Genomic DNA, 17,224 nt, shown 5'->3' on the forward strand with positions numbered 1-17,224 from the left:
CGAAAAGAAACTGATTTACACATTCAGTTCACACAAAAACACTCGTCCCGGTGATAAAGCACCCAAAGCAGGCACGCAGCGCGCAGGACCCTGCCCGGCGAAGCGCGAAAAAGGGGCGACCACCCGATGGGTGGCCGCCCCTCGAAGGAACCGAGAGATCACTTGAGGGTGATCTTGGCACCGGACTCCTCGAGCTTGCCCTTGACCTCGTTGGCACGCTCCTTGTCGACCTTCTCGACAACCGGCTTCGGAGCGTTCTCGACCATCTCCTTGGCCTCCTTCAGGCCCAGGCCGGAGACGATCTCGCGAACAGCCTTGATGACCTTGATCTTCTCCTCGCCGGCGTCGTCGAGCATGACGTCGAACTCGTCCTGCTCTTCCTCCTCCTCGGCAGCGGCACCGGCGGCCGGGGCGGCGGCGACGGCGGCCGGGGCGGCGGCGGAGACGTCGAAGGTCTCCTCGAACTGCTTCACGAACTCGGAGAGCTCGAGCAGCGTCATTTCCTTGAAGACGTCCAGCAGCTCTTCGTTGCTCATCTTGGCCATGGTGGTGTTCCTTTCACATCAGCATCGCGCCGACGCGCGGCGCACGGGTGTTGCTCGCGGAGGAGGAGTCGAACCGCACACGCGGTTCCGGTTCACTCTTCCTTCTTGGACTTCAAGTCCTCGGTCATCCGCGCGACCTGGGACGCGGGAGCCGCGAACATGACAGCGGCCTGGTTCATCTTCGCCTTCAACGCACCGGCCAGCTTGCCCAGCGTGACCTCGCGCGAATCCAGATCGGCGATCCGCTCGACCTCACCGGCCGAGATCGGGCCGCCGTCCATGTAGCCGCCCTTGATCTCAAGGGCCTTGTGATCCTTGGCGAAGTCACGCAGTGTCTTCGCCGCCTCCACCGGCTCACCCTTGATGAAGGTGAGGGCGGTCGGGCCCTGGATCAGGTCGTCGATGCCCTCGACGCCTGCCTGTTCGGTCGCGCGCCGAACCAGCGTGTTCTTCGCGACGCGGTAGGTCGCGTCCTCACCGAGGTTACGACGCAGCTCCTTGAGCTGGCCCGTCGTCAGCCCGCGGTACTCGGTAACGACGGTGGCGGTCGAGTTGCTGAAGTTCTCCGAGAGCTCATTGACCGCGTCAACCTTTTCGGGCCTCGCCATGTCGCCTCCTCTCTAGTGCCTCGCGACTGTGTGCCGGTCGCCAAGAGCCCTGAGACGACAAAACGCCCCGGCGCATTCGGCACGGGGCGTGAAAAGATTCACCGCGCGCAGCACGCGCTGCGCCAGCCTCGTCCTCCTGCGCGGGTCGCCCGTCTCTACGGGACCTTCGTTCTCCCCGGTGCACGGCGCCGATACCGGCACCCCACCGGCGGAAAAGACCAGCGGTCTCTGGTGGAACCTCTTCCACGGTACGACACGACCCGCGCGAACGGGAACCCGCCCCCGGTGGAGGACGTCCGCCCGGCGCGGCCGGGCGCGCGCGGCTTGCCCGGCACGGCATGATGTCCCCGTGGCCGATCATCGAGATCCCTCGGAGCACGCCGAGTCCCCGGGACGGCAGTCCGACTCCGCCGCGCCCCCTCCCGAGATCGTCGACGCCGAAGTGGTCCCCACCCCGGACGAGCCCCGGCGCGGACTCCCCGGCCGGGAGGAACGGCCCACCGGAACGGCGAGCTCCGACGAGGAGGCCTTCCGCGAGTACCAGCAGTTCCTCGAGTTCCGGCGCTTCCAGGAGTGGCAGCGCCGCTACGGCGACGCCCCTCCCCCCGCGACGACGGGCGGCTCCCCCGGGGAGGCACCGAAACGACCGTGGTACCGCAGGACGCTCGGGCTGCTGCGCTTCAAGGCCGTGCGCAGGCTGCTGTACCTGCTCGTGATCGTGCTGGTGCTGATGTACCTGTACAACAGCATGTTCGGCGGCGGGGGGCGCGACGCACCGCGGGGGGCTTCGGGAGGCGGTGGAGGGGGCGGCAGCAGTTCGGCCGTGCTGCAGACCTCCCCGCGCGGGGCGGTCGTCTCCGCGTACGACCTGCTGGCCGGCGACTCCCCCACCGATGTGTGCCTGCTGTTCACCGACGCGGCCGAGAGCGAGTTCGCCGCGGCCCGCGGGGCCGAGGACTGCGCGGCCGCCGCGAAGGCGATCGGCGAGGAGATCACCGACAAGTACTCCTACAAGAACCCGAGCATCGCCCGCGACGCCGCGGAGAAGATCGGCGACCGCGCGAGGCTGTCCTCCTGCGACCTGCGAGTGAGCGGCGGCCCCCGGCTCGGCGAGTTCGGCATGGCCCGGCAGGGCTCCGGCGGGTGGAAGATCGACAGCTACCGGCCCGCGGAGTGCGGGGGCTGACTCGCGGTACCCCACGGGACGGCCGTGATTCCGAGGGCACGATCCTTCGGGATGTCGGTCCGGATCCCGCCTCGGCTGCTCGTGCAGCAGCCCGCTAAAGCGCTCATCCACCGCGTGCACCTCCCGACGCAACCACAGCTTTGAGACCCCTTTGTCTTTCATTGGCTGCAGCGAAACCCCGAAGGACACCATGAACGAAGAGAACGCTTTCGAAACCCGCTTTCGTGAAGCACAACTCGAGGACGGGCACTGGAGAACCGCAAGCACCGACGACTATCTGGCGATGTGGCGGGAGCTAGTAGCGCTGTGCGAGGATGGATACGATGATATTACGGACGAGTACGAATTCGATCTGCAGGCGAGGGACGCACTCGAAATAGCCCTGAACGACCCCGCACTCAACGAGCACGAGGAAATCAGCGAGCTACGCGCGCGGGTCTTCGAGATCGATGCGCGAATCCGTGACATCCTCTGCGACCACCCGGTAAAGAATCCGGACAGCCACCCGTGGTGGAACTGTTACATACCTCGGTTCGGCCGTCGAGACTTCGCGGAGGACGTCTACTCGCGATACGGATTAAGCATCCGAATCGTGGACTGATGCTCATGTCCGAGAGGTCGCGTACAGGAAAAAGTCCGGAATCGCTCACAGTTCGGACAGCGGGACCTGCGGACCCCCGGGGGCGAACACCATCCGCCGAATAACTTTCCGTTCCGATTCCCGAATTTCCTCGGCTCGTGATCCTACAGTCCGAAGCGGCTCCGCCCCGCCCGGGAAACACACCGGACCTCCACCGGCCCCCGCAACAGCAGGGCCTTCAGGATGTCCGCTCGACATCCCGAAGGCCCTCAGCCGACCGATGAAACTCCGCTACTCCACGACCCGGATGTTCAAGCCGTGCATCCTGTACATGTCCTCCGCGAACTCCCGACCGGCGAACCGCGGGACATACGCGTACCACCAGGGACTACTCGCCGGATCCCGCCTCGGCTGCTCGTGCAGCAACCCGCGAAAACGTTCGTCCACCGCGTACACCTCACGACGCAACCACTCGATCTCGGCGAAACCGTTGAGCACCGGATCGTTCAACGCCTTCTCGAGCGTGTCCCTGTCCTCGAGGTCGTGGTCGTACTCGAACTGATCCTCGTCATAGCCCTGCTCACACGAGGAGACGAAATCCTGCCAATTCCCCAACACATCCTCGGGATCGGATACCTTCCACTCCCCGCTCTCCGCCAGAACCTCGCAGAAACGCGCCACGAACGCGTCCCCTACATCCACCCTGCTCACCCGACAAACCGCTTCGAGCGTTCCACTCGATGCCGATCGTCTCGGAACCTGGGCCGAAACACCACCACCGGACGAGAAAAACCGGGCCGCCCCCGAAGGGACGGCCCGGTCTCATCCGGAACTAGAGCCGAGGAAAGGCCTCAGACGCTCGCCTCGGTCATGTTGCGGGTCCGGTTCGCGTCGACCGTGATGCCCGGGCCCATCGTGGTGGTGAAGCTGACCTTCTTGAGGTAGCGGCCCTTCGAGGTGGCCGGCTTGGAACGCAGCACCTCGTCCAGCGCGGTGGCGTAGTTCTCCAGCAGCGCCTCGTCGGAGAACGAGGCCTTTCCGATGACGAAGTGCAGGTTGGCCTGCTTGTCCACCCGGAAGCTGATCTTACCGCCCTTGATGTCCTGGACGGCCTTGGTGATGTTGGGCGTCACCGTGCCGGTCTTCGGGTTGGGCATCAGACCACGCGGGCCCAGCACCCGGGCGATCTTGCCGACCTTGGCCATCTGGTCCGGGGTGGCCACAGCCGCGTCGAAATCGAGCCAGCCGCCCTGGATACGCTCGATCAAGTCGTCGGAACCGACGGCGTCGGCCCCGGCGGCCTCCGCCTCGGCCGCCTTCTCACCGGAGGTGAACACGACGACGCGGGCGGTTTTGCCTGTACCGTGCGGCAGGTTCACGGTCCCGCGGACCATCTGATCCGCCTTGCGCGGATCCACACCAAGCCGCAGGGCCACCTCGACGGTGGGGTCCATGTTGGTCTTGGCGGTCTTCTTGGCCAGCTCGACGGCGTCCTTCGGGGAGTAGACCCGGTTACGGTCGACCAGCTCCGCTACCTGCTTGTATGCCTTGCTGCGCTTTGCCATGTCTGTTCCTGTTCAACGGATCAGTTGTGGTGTCGGGGCCGCGCCCGGCCCTCCCACACTCGGTGGAGGAAACAGCCGCGCACGATCGCGGAAACCCGCCGATCGCGCGAGGCGGGGACTCAGTCCTGGATGCGGAGCCCCATGGAGCGGGCGGTCCCCGCGATGATCTTTTCCGCCTCGTCCATCGAGTTGGAGTTCAGGTCGACCCACTTGGTCTGGGCGATCTCGCGGACCTGCTCGGTGGTCACCGACCCGACCTTGGTCTTGTGCGGCTCGCCACTGCCCTTCTGGACACTGGCTGCCTTCATGAGCAGCTTCGCTGCCGGCGGCGTCTTGAGCTTGAAGTCGAAGGACCGGTCCTCGAACACGGAGATCTCGACCGGCACCACGTCACCGCGCTGGTTCTCCGTGGCGGCGTTGTAGGCCTTGCAGAACTCCATGATGTTGACGCCGTGCTGACCCAGCGCCGGACCGACCGGCGGCGCGGGGTTGGCCTGGCCAGCGGAGATCTGCAGCTTGACGATAGCTGCAAGTCGCTTCTTCTTGGGCGGCATTTCGTTCTTCCTGTCTTCGTTACCTGTCGTCCGTGCCGGACGCGTCACCGCGCCGACAGCGATCACGGGCGGCTCGAGGTCCGAACCGCCCGCCGAAGATCCGCGACGAGTCCCTGCCGACCGCCGCGGCCACCACGTTCCCCTGTCGGGAACGGGTTAGATCTTGGAGACCTGGTCGAAGGACAACTCGACCGGTGTCTCGCGGCCGAAGATCGAGACGAGAACCTTGAGCTTCTGCGCCTCGCCGTTGACCTCGCTGATGGTGGCGGGCAGCGTCGCGAACGGGCCGTCCATCACGGTCACCGACTCGCCCACCGAGAACTCCACCTCGACGGCCTTGCCCGACTCCTGCTTGGAAGCGGCGGCGGACTTCTTCTCCGCCGTCTGCTTCGCCTCCCGCTCGGCCTGCGGAGCGAGGAACTTCAGCACCTCTTCGATGCTGAGCGGGGAAGGCTTGGAGGTGGCTCCCACGAACCCCGTGACACCCGGCGTGTTGCGCACCGCCGACCACGAGGCGTCGTTGAGCTCCATCCGCACGAGGACATAGCTCGGAAGCACTTTGCGCTGAACGAACTTGCGCTGACTGTTCTTGATCTCGGTGACCTCTTCGGTGGGCACCTCGACCTGGAAGATGTAGTCCTCGACGTCCAGCGTCTGCGCGCGGTGCTCGAGGTTGTTCTTCACCTTGTTCTCGTAGCCGGCGTAGGAGTGCACGACGTACCACTCACCCGGTGCGCGCTTGAGCATGGCACGCAGCTCTTCCACCGGGTCGCCCTCGGCTTCCTCCTCGCTCTCCTCGGAAGCCGACGCACTGTCCGCTGCCTCGTCGGTGACCGCGGCGCTGTCCTGATCGGCCGAGGCGGACTGCTCGGGCTGCTCGGACGCGTCCGAACCCGCCGCGGGCTCCTCCGCGGACTCCTCGGTCCGGGTGTCCCGCTCTTCGGACAGGCCGGTCAAATCCTGGCCGTCGTAGGAGGTCACAGTGGGTCTCGCTTCCTCTCGTGCGTTGCGTGCCCGGTGGATGGCATCCGCCACCGCACGTTCGTGCGGGCGCCTTAGCTGCCCATGGTCGAGCCTCACTCGCCGAACAGTTGGAGCACGCCCTGCGCGAAGAGCAGATCCAGTCCGGCGATGAACGCGACCATGATGCTGACGAACACCAGCACCACCGCAGTATAAGTCAATAGCTGCCTACGCGTCGGCCAGATGACCTTGCGAAGCTCTGCGACCACCTCACGGAGGAAGCGACCGATCTTCCGGAACAGCGAAACCCGTTCCTTACGGCCGTCCCGGGAGGGAGTCGGCTTGCCCTTCGGATCGGTCGAGTCCTTCGAATCGGCTCCACTCGCCCCTTTACGAGCGCTGGAACGCCCTGAGGCTCGGCGCCCGCGGCGCGCGGCGGCACTGTTCGGGCGAGACTCCTGCTCGCGGTCCTCACCCGAATCCTGCTCGCGGTCCTCGCTCACGCCCCCTCCTAGCTGGCGCTCGTCGGACGCGTGAGCCTGGCTGTGGAGGCCACCGAGCGGGTGCGCGGCGCTACCGTCCACATCCTGCTAGCTCACCGTCTACATCGACGCAGGGGTGACAGGACTCGAACCCGCAACCTGCGGTTTTGGAGACCGCTGCTCTGCCCATTGAGCTACACCCCTTCGTGACCGGATCACCGACCACTCGGCGGTACACCCTACCGACCCGATCTGCCCACCGAAAGAGCGGGGGGCCGAAGGGCCGCCGGGTATCCCGGTTACGAAAGTGTACTTCACGGGTGAAGTCGATTTCCAACCGCATCCCCGCGAAGCCCGTTATCGGTGGGCACGGGTCATCGAGACCGGACGTTCGTCTGAGACGATGCCCACATGGGCGCACCCGAGACACCAACAGCCTCCACCGAAACGCGCGTCTCCGCACGCGTCGACGCGATCGCCGAGTCGGCCACCCTCGCCGTTGACTCCAAGGCCAAGGCACTCAAGGCCGAGGGGCGTCCGGTGATCGGCTTCGGCGCGGGCGAGCCGGACTTCGCCACCCCGGAACCGATCGTGCGCGCGGCCCAGGAGGCCTGCGCCGACACGCGCAACCACCGCTACAGCCCCGCGGCAGGGCTTCCCGAGCTGCGCGAGGCGATCGCCACCAAGACCGCCAGGGACTCCGACTACGTCGTCCAGCCGAGCCAGGTGCTGGTCACCAACGGCGGGAAGCAGGCCGTCTACCAGACGTTCGCCACGCTGCTCGATCCCGGCGACGAGGTGCTGCTGCCCGCGCCGTACTGGACCACCTACCCGGAGGCGATCTCCCTCGCGGGAGGGGCCACCGTCGAGATCCCCACCGACGAGTCGACCGGCTACCTGGTCACCCTGGAACAGCTCGAGGCGGCCCGCACCCCGCGGACCAAGGTGCTGCTGTTCAACTCCCCCTCCAACCCGACCGGGGCGGTCTACCCCCCCGAACGCATCGCGGAGATCGGCCGCTGGGCGGTCGAGCACGGCATCTGGGTGGTCACCGACGAGATCTACGAGCACCTCGTCTACGGCGACACCAGGCACGTCTCCATGCCGGTCGTCGTTCCCGAGCTCGCCGAACGCTGCGTGGTGCTCAACGGCGTCGCCAAGACCTACGCCATGACCGGATGGCGGATCGGCTGGATGATCGGCCCGAACGATGTGATCAAGGCCGCCGCGAACCTGCAGTCGCACCTGAGCTCCAACGTGGCCAACGTCTCCCAGCGGGCCGCCCTCGAAGCGGTCAGCGGTTCCCTGGACGCGGTGGCCGAGATGCGTGCCGCCTTCGACCGGCGCAGGCGCACGATCGTGGAACGCCTCTCGGCCATCCCCGGGGTCAACTGCCCCGAGCCGCAGGGAGCCTTCTACGTCTACCCCTCGGTCAAGGAGCTGCTCGGCAAGGAGATCCGCGGAACCCGCCCGCGGACCAGCGCCGAGCTGGCCGAGGTCATCCTCGAACACGCCGAGGTGGCCGTGGTCCCGGGAGAGGCCTTCGGCACACCGGGCTACTTCCGGATGTCCTACGCCCTCGGGGACGAGGACCTCGCCGAGGGCGTCCGCCGGATGGGCGAGCTTCTCTCCGAGGCGCGGTAAGAGAACGCACAGGTTGGCCTGCTTGGGTGGTTCCGTGGCGGAACCTCTCGCGGCCTGGTCGAGCTGCTCAGGCTCGTAAGCGCCTGCGTCGGATAGCACCCTCATGCTGGCAGTTCCTGTCTAGGATCCGGCGCAGGCGCGTCGAAGGAGAACTCTGCGCACTTCCGGCAGAAGGTTCCGTTCGACGCGAGTGCTTCAGCCCGAGCAGGACGAGAAGCTCCGGTGCGTGAGTCGGATGCGTTGCAAGGCGGGAGGGCACGTGGCGTAGGCCGCTACTCGAGGTGCCCTCCAACGCTCCCAAGGCGCCGACTCACGTGACGGCTAACCAACCACCCGAGCAAACCGAGCAGCCACAACGTCAAGACCTAGGAAAGGCGCACGAGGGCGTAGGCCCCGCCGAGCACTCCCTGCCCGGCGCACTTCGCGGTGAGGTTGAGCTTGGCCGTGCCGTCCTCCTCGTCGACGGAGACGACCTTTCCGGACAGCTCCACCCGCGCCCCGTTCTCGTCGTCCGGCACCACGACCGGACGAGTGAACCGGACACCGTGCTCGATGATCCGCCCCGGATCGCCCAGCCAGTCGGTGACCAGCCGAGTGGCAAGCGCCATGGTGAGCATGCCGTGGGCGATCACGTCGGGCAGCCCCACCTCCTGGGCGAAGGCCCCGCTGTAGTGGATCGGGTTGAAGTCCCCGGAAGCTCCCGCGTAGCGCACCAGGTCTCCCCTGGTGACCGAAATGCTCAGCTCCGGCAGCTGGTCACCCTTGCTCACCTGCGACAGTGTCGGCGTCACGCCTGTTCTCCCTCCTCGGCGGTCCCCCTGGCCACCAGGGTGGACGTGGCCGTGCAGACGGGCTCGCCCTCCACGGTGCCGATCTCGGCACGCACCGTGAGGAAGTCGTTGCCCGCACGGGCCTTGATGTCGTCCACGTGCACGACGGTGACCAGCACGTCCCCGGCCCGGATCGGCCGATGATGCCGGAAGGCCTGGTGCCCGTGCACCACCCGGCTGTAGTCCAGACCGAGCTGCTCGTCCCCCACGACGACGTCCTGGGCGGTCATGGCCAACCGCATCGCGAACGTCGGCGGAGCGATCACGTCCTGGTAACCCGCGGATTTGGCCGATTCGGCGTCGCGGTACAGCGGCGAATCGTCCTTGACCGCGTCCGCGAACTCGCGGATCTTCTCCCTGGCGACCTCGTACGGACTGCTTGGCGGATACTCACGTCCGATGAAACCTTCGTCGAGCGGCACGCCGGGCAGACTATCGCAGCACGAGAGAGGCCCCGCCCCGGCCGTGGCCGGAGCGGGGCCTCTCGGGAAAGCCTCGTATCAGCTCCGAGCGGAGTGCCTCGTGAGGACACCCCGGAGCGGTGCCCGCCGAACAGGTCTCAGCGGGTCTCCTTGTGCGCGCGATGCGCGTTGCAACGCGGGCAGTGCTTCTTCAACGACATCCGGTCCGGGTCGTTGCGCCTGTTCTTCTTGGTGATGTAGTTGCGCTCCTTGCACTCCTCACACGCAAGAGTGATCTTGGGGCGAACATCGGTGGGCGTCTTAGCCACGGGAGACCTCTCTTCTCGTGTCTGGAACCGGGCAATCGCGTTGTCCGGCGCGCTGTCCGGTTCACTCCACGTGGATACCGCCCCGGGCCGGGCGGCATCGCAGCCGCAGGAGTAGCGGTGGCCGGATTCGAACCGGCGACACAACGATTATGAGCCGTTTGCTCTGCCCCTGAGCTACACCGCCTCGCGGACATTCCGCGCGGGTACACAGTGTACCCCTCACAAGACGGCCGCAGCACTCAGTGTACCGAGTACCGCGGCCGGCCCTGCAGAGCCCCAATACGGACTCGAACCGTAGACCTTCGCCTTACCATGGCGACGCTCTGCCGACTGAGCTATTGGGGCGTGCCCTTGCGGAGCGATTACTACTCTACACAACATCCACGCACCGTTTTCAACGGGGGTACCCTTCCGCGTATTCCCAGTTCATCACCCCCGAAGGGGGGTGTCCACCACGCGGCCCCCTCTCCACCGCCCCCGGAAGCCCCCGGCGAACAGACTTCGCTCACAGCGCTTTCCGGTCGAGCCGTCGGCGCGGCAGGGAAGAACGGAAAGCACCGGTCAGTTCACCCGGAGGACCGTCTCCCCGGGGACGGCGCCGCACTCGTCCGGAGTCACCTTGCTCGTGCGCGCCCACAGCCACGCCTCGAACCGTTCCTCGGACAGGGGACGCGAGATCAGGTAACCCTGCGCGGTGTCACAGTCCATCCGCACGAGCTGGTCCCGCGCGGCATCGTCCTCGACCCCCTCGGCCACCACGCTCAGCTCCAGGGAGTGCCCGAGCTCGACGATCGAGCGCACCACGGCCATGTCGCTGAGGTCGGTCCCCATGCCGAGCACGAAGCTCTTGTCGATCTTGACCTCGTCTATGGGCAGTTGCCGCAGGTAGGCCAGCGAGGAGTAGCCGGTGCCGAAGTCGTCCACCGCGAGCACGACCCCGAGCGCACGGAGCCTGCGCAGAACCGGCAGCGAGCGGTCCGGGTCGGCCATGACGCTCGACTCGGTGAGCTCGAAGGTCAGCAGCCCGGGGGGCACCTCGTAGCGGTCGAAGGCTTCGCTCACCCGATCGGGGAAGGTCTCGTCGGCCAGATTGCGGACCGACAGGTTCACCGAGACCGAGAGGCGCAGCCCACGGTCCAGCCAGTTCCTGATGCGGCCGAGCGCACGCTCCAGCACGAAAGAAGTAAGAGCATCCACCAATCCGGTGGCTTCCACCACGGGAACGAACTCGTCCGGGGAAAGCCGCCCGTACTCCGGATGGGACCAGCGGACCAGCGCCTCGGACCCGACCACGTTCCTGCTCGGCAACGCGACCTTGGGCTGGTAGTGCACCTCTATCTGCCCGCACTCCAGCGCCTGCCGGAACTGGGTCACCAGCTGGAAGCGCCGCAGGAATATCTGCCCCATGCTCGGGACGTAGCCGCGCACCCCGTCCTCGCCGTTGCGGGCCGCCCTGACGGCCACGTCGGCGCGCTGCAGCAGCACGTCCACATCGCCGGCCGAGTCCTCCTCGGCGGGAACCGAGGAGACGTAGCCCGCCACGGCGGTCGCCTCCACGACCAACCGGTCCAGCGGGTAGGGCTCGGCGATGATCTCGCGCAGGGCGGTCGCGATCTCCGCCGCCTGCGTCTCCGTGTGCCCGTGCAGCAGCACCGCGAACGAGTTGGCCTCCAGCCGCGCGACGGGAACGTGCGAGCCGAGGTACTCGCGCATCCTCCTGCCCGCCGCGACGATCATCCGGTCGCCCCAGGCGTAGCCGAGGGCCTCGCTGACCGTGGTGAGCAGTTCGAGGTCGACGCGCAACACCACGGCCGCGTCCTCGTGCAGCGCCTCCGCGGTCATCTCCCTGAAGCCGGTCCTGTTGAGCAGCCCCGTCAACGGATCGTGGTAGGCGTCGTGCCGCAGCCTGGCCAGCAGCCTGCGGTTGTCCATCGCGGTCGCCAGATGGCTGGCCAGGGTGTGCAGCAGCCGGACGTCCGCCCGCCCGAAACCGCGCCAGCGACTCACCCTGTCGTGCACCTCGATGGCCCCGAGCAGCTGGTTGGTCCCGCGCAGCGGGACCACCAGGGCCTCGTGGGCGCCTCTGTCGCGCAACGACCGGCGGATCTCCTCGGGGGCGTCGAGCAACCGGAACGAGCGGACGTGCGTCCCGGGAAGCTGAAGCAGCGGGCACTCCCGCAGCAGGGCGGCACCGTCGTCGGTCGTCTCCTCCGGTTGAGCGGTCCCGGAGACCAGGGTGCTCACCTCACCGCGCGGATCCAGTGAGAGCCGCAGCACCACACGGGTGGCGTTCAACTGCTCGCGGATGCGCTCGGCCACGGGCTCCCACTCCTCGACCGAGACCTGCTCCCCGATGGCGCTGACGGCCGGAGTGCCCGAATCGGACAGTGCGCGGGCCGCGTGCTGCCCGGAGCGGGCCACGCGCAGGCTCACGTCGCTGAGCGCCTCCAGGTCCCGCTGTTCCCGCAGCAGACCGGAGTACGCCCGGTACAGCGCGAGCACCCCGACCGCCAGCACGGTGACCAGCGCCCACCCCCAGCGGGTGTTGGTCGCGAGTTCGTACCCGACGAGGCCGATCGAGGTGTTGAGCAGCCCCACCACGAAGGTGCGACCGCCGAGCAGCAATCCGGCCGAGGCCCGCATCCCGTTCCCCAGCGCGTGCAGGGCGGCCACCGCGCAGCCGCAGCTGATCAGCGAGGAGCTGACCGCACCCACTCCGGCGCAGAACCACAGGGGCACGGCCGAGCCGAACAGGTCGTGGCAACCGGCGGCCACCAGGAAGGGAACGGCGATCTCCCAGCACAGCACGCCCGCGTTGTAGGAGACGTGGGTGGCGGCCCGCTTGCCGACCTGGGCCGCGAGCCCCGCCACGAGATTGGCGGCCAGCACCACCTCGAAGGGCGCCGTCAGCAGCCCCAACAGCAGCGGGATCTCGGTGAACGAGATCGTCCAGCCCACCCGCTTGGCGTCCACGTCTATCGTGAGCTGCTCGACGAGCAGAAAACCCGCCGCCAGCAACGGACCGATGACCAGCAGGTCCGGGTCGTAGTGGAAGGGCAGCGCCCACGCCGCGACCACGGCGACGAGGACTCCGGTGAGCAGAACGGCCAGCGAGAAACCGTTGAAGATGCGGCGTCGCCGCGGGGACACTTCCGAGCGCACCGGAGGACGCGGGACCTCGGTGTCCACTGTCGCTCCCGAAGAGCGGTGATGCTCGATCATCCACGCCCCTCCCACCAAGCGACCCGACGAGTCGCGCTACTCAGCGTCGATCGTGACGCACGACCACACTGGTTGACCAGCTTCGGATTGGTGCCATCGTGGACGACACTCCGGGCAGATTACTAGAGGTGACCACTCGCCGTGCTCAAACCTCGCTGCCCGTGCCCGACCACGGGAAAAGGTTTTCGCACGAATACACCACGGAACCGAAACAGGAACGGATAACGCAGAGCAACCACCGGCCACTGTGAACATTGCCGCAACAACCCGAGAGGGCGAGCACGGTACGTGTCAGGGGAACACTTCCCGTGATCGTGGTCAGTGCGGAACCCGGAACTCCTCGAGGAAGTCGCGCACGGAGCGGTCCAGTTCGGCCAGTCCCGCCTCCTCGCTCGGCAGGTGACCGGAACGCACCAGCGAGACCGCTCTCTTCGGAGCCGCCAGTCTTTCGAAGAAGCGCTCCGAATGGGTTCCCGGGGTCCAGCGGTCCTCCTCGGGACGCACCAGCAGCACCGGAGGTCCGGTGAACCGTTCGGGAACGACCGCGGGACGCAGCCGCAGATAGGAGCGGAACAGCTCCAGCGGGATCCTGCGCGCACCACCCAGCTCGTCGGCGGCGAAGGCGGCGGCGAAGCGCGCGTGGTTGGAGACCGCGGTGACGTCGAGCAACCACCGCAGCGGGACTTCGTGCACCGGAGGAACGAGCGGAACCCCGGCGAACACCCCGGACAGCAGCCCGGCCCCGGGATTGGCCGCCAGCCCGTCACGCACCCCCGCCACCCTCGGGTCGGCCAGCCCGGTGACGAGCAGGGCGGCGACCCGGCCGGGAACGCGGGCGGCGACCTGATAGGCCAGCCAACCACCCGTCCCCACTCCGAACAGGACGATCGGCCTGTGGTCGCGAGCCCGCTCGGCGGCCAGCAGGTCGATCACGAAATCCACCCACTGCCGGTAGCCGACCACGGACCCGGCCGAGCTCAACCCGTGCCCGGGAAGGTCCGGAGCCAGGTACTCCAGGTCCGCCAGCGCGGGCAACCTGGAGTAGGAAGCCAGCATCCTCCCGTAACCACCGATACCGTGCAGCACCAGGAGCTTGCCGGGTGCACCGTCCCTGCGGACGACGTCCAGGTGCACGGGAGCCCCCCGCCAGGACCACCACCGTTCCTCCGGGGCGTTGTCCGGGGAGACCCGCAGGCCTCCCGGGAAGAACTCCTGATAGCGCGTCCAGTGCGAACGCTGCTCGTAGCTGGGTGCGGCCCCGGGGCCGCGAACGGGAGATGTTGACCGCGAACCGGAAGACACATTACGAACATACGGAGCGAATCGCCACATGCGCATCGACCGACAGCAGGCAACGGGCCTGCTCGAGCGGGCCCGGGTCGCGCGGTTGGCCACGGTGGGCCACGACGCGCAGCCCCATCTGGTTCCGGTGACCTTCGCCGTGGACCGCGGAGCCGATCGGATCGTCACCGCGGTGGACCACAAGCCCAAGACCACCACCTCGCTGCGCAGGCTGCGCAACATCGAGCAGAACCCGCGGGTGTCGGTGCTCGCCGACCACTACGAGGAGGACTGGGGAGCGCTGTGGTGGGTACGCGCCGACGGCGTGGCCGAGGTGGCCCCCGCCGAACAACACCCGGAGCTCGTGCGGGCGCTGACCGCCAAGTACGAGCAGTACGCCGACCACCCGCCGCGGGCGAGCGTGATCGTGATCGGGGTGAGGCGGATCACCGGGTGGTCGGCCGGCGAGTGAACCGACCGCGAAGAACCACCCCGAACGAGAGAGCGCCCCGCGCTCGACCGGCCTGGGGGTCACCGGGAGCGCGGGGCGCGCCATCGACACTACGGACGGAGTGGAGCCGCTGTCGAGTCCTTCGGAGCATGCCGACGCTCACTTTTCCGATTCCGAGCCGTTCCCCCTCGGACGCAGCCGGATCGGTCGTTCCGCCGGGTCGTCCCCCACGCCCTCCCCGGCGTGCCTGTCGTCCTCCTTGGCGACGGCGACCCACTCGGCCCGCTCCAGCCGGTACTTGCCGCCCGCCTCGAACAGGCCGTCCACCCCGGTCACCGCATCTCCCCGGTTCTCGGCGCGGCGCGTTCGGGTCTCCCTGCGTGCTTGTCTGCGTCTGGCACGTTCGACGCGGTCGATGCTCACCGCGCCATTCTAGGCACCGGAACGCCCTGTGGAACACGAAGCGGTGAGTCCGGTGCGCACCCACGGAGAAACCGGTGAGAAACATCACCGCCACACCTTCGGGGTTCCCTCCTGCCAAGTCGGCGGCCGAAGCGATGCTCCCGGCGCCGAACGGCCACGCCGTCCCCCGGCGCTGCCGCGGGAGGTTCCGCCGAGCAACCACCCGCGACGGGGGAGGACCGAACTCTTCGGTCCCGCCGGTTCGACCGCCCCGCCCCGACTTCGTAGGGTTTCGGTGTGCAGCAGGATCCGTATCAGGTGCGGGTGTCGACCGACCGGCTCTCCCCGTTGGAGCGGGCGATGGACGTGGTCGACCGGCACGCCGAACTCAACCACCGCTACCGCAAACTCATCCACGACTCACGGGAGATGCTCGCGGCCCCCGACGTCCGGCTGACGCAGGCACGGGGCATGGGCAAGAAGCTCATGGTGCTCGTGCGCGCGGCGGGCGAGGGTTTCCGCGAGGCGCTGCCAGCCGAGCAACGTGCGGAGCTGGACGCCGGGCTGACGCAGGCCGACGACCTCGTCTACGGCGACACCTCGGAACGCGACACCTCGGAACGCGACACCTCGGGGCGGTGACCACGTCCTCCGAACCGGCCCGGTCACCGGAGCGCTCCTCCGGCCCGGGCACGGCGGGAGCGGCCGAGCGCGCGGCGGGGCCCTTCCGCGAAGCCGCGGCGGTTCGACGCGGACGGCGCCGGGGGCTCGCCACCGGCACCTCCCGCGCCAAGGCCCCCGCGCGGAACGGTCCGCCAGGTCGGGGCTCGGACGCCCGGACACGGTGCTCCACCCGCCACTCGGAACCACCGGGCCCGGCCGCCACTGGGCCGGAGGCACACCCGCGGCGAGAGCGGCGGAAGGCTCCGCCGGAGCGAGCAGCCCGACGACCGGAGCGGAAGAGCTCCGTCAGGCACTGCGGCCCGAGGCCACCCACTTGCTCATCGCGTACTCGACCAGCGAGATCAGCGCCTCCTTCGTCGATGCCTGATCCCGTGCGTCACAGCTGAGCAGGGGGACGTCGGAGCCGACGGCGAGCGCCTCCCGCACCTCCTCGAGGTTGTGCTGCAGCCTTCCGTCGAAGCAGTTCACCCCGATGACGTACGGAGTTCCCCGGTCCTCGAAGAAATCGATCGCGGAGAAGCAGTCCGCCAACCTGCGGGTGTCCACCAGCACGACGGCTCCGATCGCACCACGTACCAGGTCGTCCCACATGAACCAGAAACGCTGCTGGCCCGGAGTGCCGAACAAGTAGAGGATCAGGTCCTCGTCCAGCGACAACCGACCGAAGTCCATCGCCACCGTGGTGGAGTTCTTTCCCGGTGTGGCGGCCAGATCGTCGATTCCCTGGCTGGCCTCCGTCATGACCGCTTCCGTGGTGAGCGGGACGATCTCGGAAACCGAGCCGACGAAGGTCGTCTTACCCACCCCGAATCCACCCGCGACCACGATCTTGGCCGAACTTGTGGACGATTTTCCGGTCTGCTGGGGCGCCTTAAAGCCGGCGGAGTCCACTCAACACCCTTTCCATCAACATCATGTGCGGTTCACTGCCGCTGTCGGTCACGGTCTGATGGACGTCGACCAGCCCCTGTTCGGCCATGTCCGCCAACAGAACCTTGGCCACACCGAATGGCACACCGAGCAGCGCCCCGACCTCGGCTACCGACCGGGGATGGCCGCACAGTTGCACCACTGATTGGTACTCCTGCCGCAACGGCGCACCCGGACGGTAGTTCGCGCCGGTGGAAACCAGAGTCTCCAGTTCGAGTTCCACATTGGTCTTGGTCCTGCCCCCCGTCCACGCGTACGAGCGAATGCTGGCCGCAGGCGTGTCCTCCGGGTAGGCGCCCCCCGCGTCCTGCCCTTCCGGGATCGGAGCCGGGGAGGGGCCGGGGGTCGACCGTTCAGGGGGCCGCTGGGGCTCCTGCTGCGAACCGTCCGACTCCCGCTCCTCCTCCGAGCGGCGCTTCTTCCGGCCGCGCTTGCTGCCGAAACTCAGACCACTGTAGACGTCGGCGAAAGTCGCTTCGTCGAAGTCCTGCCCGTCTTCCCGCCCGTACCGTCGCCCGGCTTCGTCCTCGGGACGTTCGCCGTAGCCGGAATTCCTGCTCATGGTGG

20 protein-coding genes and 3 tRNA genes are annotated in these 17,224 nt (G+C 67.7%); 5 read left to right on the forward strand and 18 right to left on the reverse strand.

The genetic code is table 11. The annotated features are described in order from the left end of the window. Positions 1–158: 158 nt before the first annotated feature. Together rplL and rplJ are read right to left on the reverse strand one after the other, a co-directional pair. Positions 159–545 (reverse strand): 50S ribosomal protein L7/L12, encoded by a 387-nt coding sequence (rplL, locus tag FHR84_RS09420; RefSeq protein WP_179535098.1) that lies wholly within the window; start codon positions 543–545, stop codon positions 159–161. A 92-nt stretch (positions 546–637) separates the two neighbouring features. Beyond that, positions 638–1,153 carry a 50S ribosomal protein L10 gene (rplJ, locus tag FHR84_RS09425; protein WP_179535099.1) on the reverse strand — a complete coding sequence of 172 codons (516 nt, stop codon included), beginning with the start codon at positions 1,151–1,153 and terminating at the stop codon, positions 638–640. 349 nt (positions 1,154–1,502) lie between these two features. Here rplJ and FHR84_RS09430 point away from each other — a divergent pair, with 349 nt between their 5' ends. Further along, complete coding sequence (locus tag FHR84_RS09430) at positions 1,503–2,339, forward strand: hypothetical protein (RefSeq protein WP_179535100.1); 837 nt, start codon at positions 1,503–1,505, stop codon at positions 2,337–2,339. 190 nt (positions 2,340–2,529) lie between these two features. Further along, positions 2,530–2,940: a hypothetical protein gene (locus FHR84_RS09435; protein ID WP_179535101.1), complete on the forward strand. Its 411-nt coding sequence runs from the start codon at positions 2,530–2,532 to the stop codon at positions 2,938–2,940. A 270-nt stretch (positions 2,941–3,210) separates the two neighbouring features. Here FHR84_RS09435 and FHR84_RS09440 read toward each other — a convergent pair whose 3' ends face one another. The 6 genes from FHR84_RS09440 to FHR84_RS09465 form a co-directional block, all read right to left on the reverse strand. Further along, positions 3,211–3,630 (reverse strand): hypothetical protein, encoded by a 420-nt coding sequence (locus FHR84_RS09440; protein ID WP_343075211.1) that lies wholly within the window; start codon positions 3,628–3,630, stop codon positions 3,211–3,213. Between the two features lie 140 nt (positions 3,631–3,770). Further along, entirely contained in the window at positions 3,771–4,484 is a 714-nt protein-coding gene (gene rplA, locus FHR84_RS09445) for a 50S ribosomal protein L1 (protein ID WP_142078237.1), read from the reverse strand. 119 nt (positions 4,485–4,603) lie between these two features. Then, positions 4,604–5,038, reverse strand: a complete 435-nt coding sequence (gene rplK, locus FHR84_RS09450) for a 50S ribosomal protein L11 (RefSeq protein WP_017976849.1) — start codon at positions 5,036–5,038, stop codon at positions 4,604–4,606. Positions 5,039–5,194: 156 nt separating this feature from the next. Next, positions 5,195–6,019, reverse strand: coding sequence for a transcription termination/antitermination protein NusG (gene nusG, locus FHR84_RS09455; RefSeq protein WP_179535102.1), 825 nt, complete (start codon positions 6,017–6,019; stop codon positions 5,195–5,197). Positions 6,020–6,114: 95 nt separating this feature from the next. Further along, positions 6,115–6,504 (reverse strand): preprotein translocase subunit SecE, encoded by a 390-nt coding sequence (gene secE / locus FHR84_RS23225; protein WP_179535103.1) that lies wholly within the window; start codon positions 6,502–6,504, stop codon positions 6,115–6,117. Between the two features lie 110 nt (positions 6,505–6,614). Further along, positions 6,615–6,687, reverse strand: a tRNA-Trp gene (locus FHR84_RS09465). 207 nt (positions 6,688–6,894) lie between these two features. Here FHR84_RS09465 and FHR84_RS09470 point away from each other — a divergent pair. Next, positions 6,895–8,127, forward strand: a complete 1,233-nt coding sequence (locus tag FHR84_RS09470) for a pyridoxal phosphate-dependent aminotransferase (protein ID WP_179535104.1) — start codon at positions 6,895–6,897, stop codon at positions 8,125–8,127. Between the two features lie 365 nt (positions 8,128–8,492). Here the strand turns inward: FHR84_RS09470 and FHR84_RS09475 are convergent, their stop codons facing one another. From FHR84_RS09475 to FHR84_RS09505, 7 genes are all read right to left on the reverse strand, one after another. Further along, entirely contained in the window at positions 8,493–8,918 is a 426-nt protein-coding gene (locus FHR84_RS09475) for a MaoC/PaaZ C-terminal domain-containing protein (protein ID WP_179535105.1), read from the reverse strand. Continuing rightward, positions 8,915–9,379 carry an FAS1-like dehydratase domain-containing protein gene (locus FHR84_RS09480; protein ID WP_179535106.1) on the reverse strand — a complete coding sequence of 155 codons (465 nt, stop codon included), beginning with the start codon at positions 9,377–9,379 and terminating at the stop codon, positions 8,915–8,917. Before FHR84_RS09480 ends, FHR84_RS09475 begins: the two co-directional genes overlap by 4 nt. A 137-nt stretch (positions 9,380–9,516) precedes the next feature. Continuing rightward, the gene (gene rpmG, locus FHR84_RS09485; protein WP_083921655.1) at positions 9,517–9,687 is read right to left on the reverse strand and encodes a 50S ribosomal protein L33; all 171 of its coding nucleotides are present in this window, start codon (positions 9,685–9,687) and stop codon (positions 9,517–9,519) included. A 112-nt stretch (positions 9,688–9,799) separates the two neighbouring features. After that, a tRNA-Met gene (locus tag FHR84_RS09490) sits at positions 9,800–9,871 on the reverse strand. An 88-nt stretch (positions 9,872–9,959) separates the two neighbouring features. After that, positions 9,960–10,032: transfer RNA gene (locus tag FHR84_RS09495), tRNA-Thr, on the reverse strand. Positions 10,033–10,248: 216 nt separating this feature from the next. After that, a complete protein-coding gene (locus FHR84_RS09500) occupies positions 10,249–12,909 on the reverse strand; it encodes a putative bifunctional diguanylate cyclase/phosphodiesterase (RefSeq protein ID WP_179535107.1) in 2,661 nt (886 codons plus the stop codon). Between the two features lie 318 nt (positions 12,910–13,227). Continuing rightward, positions 13,228–14,211, reverse strand: a complete 984-nt coding sequence (locus tag FHR84_RS09505) for an alpha/beta hydrolase (RefSeq protein WP_343075212.1) — start codon at positions 14,209–14,211, stop codon at positions 13,228–13,230. 28 nt (positions 14,212–14,239) lie between these two features. Between FHR84_RS09505 and FHR84_RS09510 the strand changes: the two genes are divergently transcribed. Next, entirely contained in the window at positions 14,240–14,662 is a 423-nt protein-coding gene (locus FHR84_RS09510) for a TIGR03668 family PPOX class F420-dependent oxidoreductase (protein ID WP_179535108.1), read from the forward strand. Positions 14,663–14,800: 138 nt separating this feature from the next. Here FHR84_RS09510 and FHR84_RS09515 read toward each other — a convergent pair whose 3' ends face one another. Further along, on the reverse strand, positions 14,801–15,064 hold the full coding sequence (locus FHR84_RS09515) for a hypothetical protein (protein WP_179535109.1): 264 nt from the start codon (positions 15,062–15,064) through the stop codon (positions 14,801–14,803). A 276-nt stretch (positions 15,065–15,340) separates the two neighbouring features. Here FHR84_RS09515 and FHR84_RS09520 point away from each other — a divergent pair, with 276 nt between their 5' ends. Next, positions 15,341–15,685 (forward strand): hypothetical protein, encoded by a 345-nt coding sequence (locus FHR84_RS09520; RefSeq protein ID WP_179535110.1) that lies wholly within the window; start codon positions 15,341–15,343, stop codon positions 15,683–15,685. Between the two features lie 327 nt (positions 15,686–16,012). On the opposite strand, the gene FHR84_RS09525 is transcribed toward FHR84_RS09520, so the two are convergent. Together FHR84_RS09525 and FHR84_RS09530 are read right to left on the reverse strand one after the other, a co-directional pair. Beyond that, positions 16,013–16,618, reverse strand: coding sequence for a GTP-binding protein (locus FHR84_RS09525; protein WP_092525831.1), 606 nt, complete (start codon positions 16,616–16,618; stop codon positions 16,013–16,015). Further along, entirely contained in the window at positions 16,599–17,219 is a 621-nt protein-coding gene (locus FHR84_RS09530) for a DUF742 domain-containing protein (protein ID WP_179535111.1), read from the reverse strand. The genes FHR84_RS09525 and FHR84_RS09530 overlap by 20 nt, the downstream gene beginning before the upstream one ends. Between the last annotated feature and the right edge of the window lie 5 nt (positions 17,220–17,224).

Source organism: Actinopolyspora biskrensis (assembly GCF_013408175.1).
Lineage (GTDB): Bacteria > Actinomycetota > Actinomycetes > Mycobacteriales > Pseudonocardiaceae > Actinopolyspora > Actinopolyspora biskrensis.

Bases quoted from the DNA above. Each gene is read 5' to 3' on its own strand.
- FHR84_RS09470 (WP_179535104.1), top strand. From the start codon at position 6,895: ATGGGCGCACCCGAGACACCAACAGCCTCCACCGAAACGCGCGTCTCC.
- rplJ (WP_179535099.1), bottom strand. From the start codon at position 1,153: ATGGCGAGGCCCGAAAAGGTTGACGCGGTCAATGAGCTCTCGGAGAAC.
- FHR84_RS09500 (WP_179535107.1), bottom strand. From the start codon at position 12,909: ATGATCGAGCATCACCGCTCTTCGGGAGCGACAGTGGACACCGAGGTC.
- rplA (WP_142078237.1), bottom strand. From the start codon at position 4,484: ATGGCAAAGCGCAGCAAGGCATACAAGCAGGTAGCGGAGCTGGTCGAC.
- rplK (WP_017976849.1), bottom strand. From the start codon at position 5,038: ATGCCGCCCAAGAAGAAGCGACTTGCAGCTATCGTCAAGCTGCAGATC.
- rplL (WP_179535098.1), bottom strand. From the start codon at position 545: ATGGCCAAGATGAGCAACGAAGAGCTGCTGGACGTCTTCAAGGAAATG.
- FHR84_RS09510 (WP_179535108.1), top strand. From the start codon at position 14,240: ATGCGCATCGACCGACAGCAGGCAACGGGCCTGCTCGAGCGGGCCCGG.
- FHR84_RS09530 (WP_179535111.1), bottom strand. From the start codon at position 17,219: ATGAGCAGGAATTCCGGCTACGGCGAACGTCCCGAGGACGAAGCCGGG.
- FHR84_RS09435 (WP_179535101.1), top strand. From the start codon at position 2,530: ATGAACGAAGAGAACGCTTTCGAAACCCGCTTTCGTGAAGCACAACTC.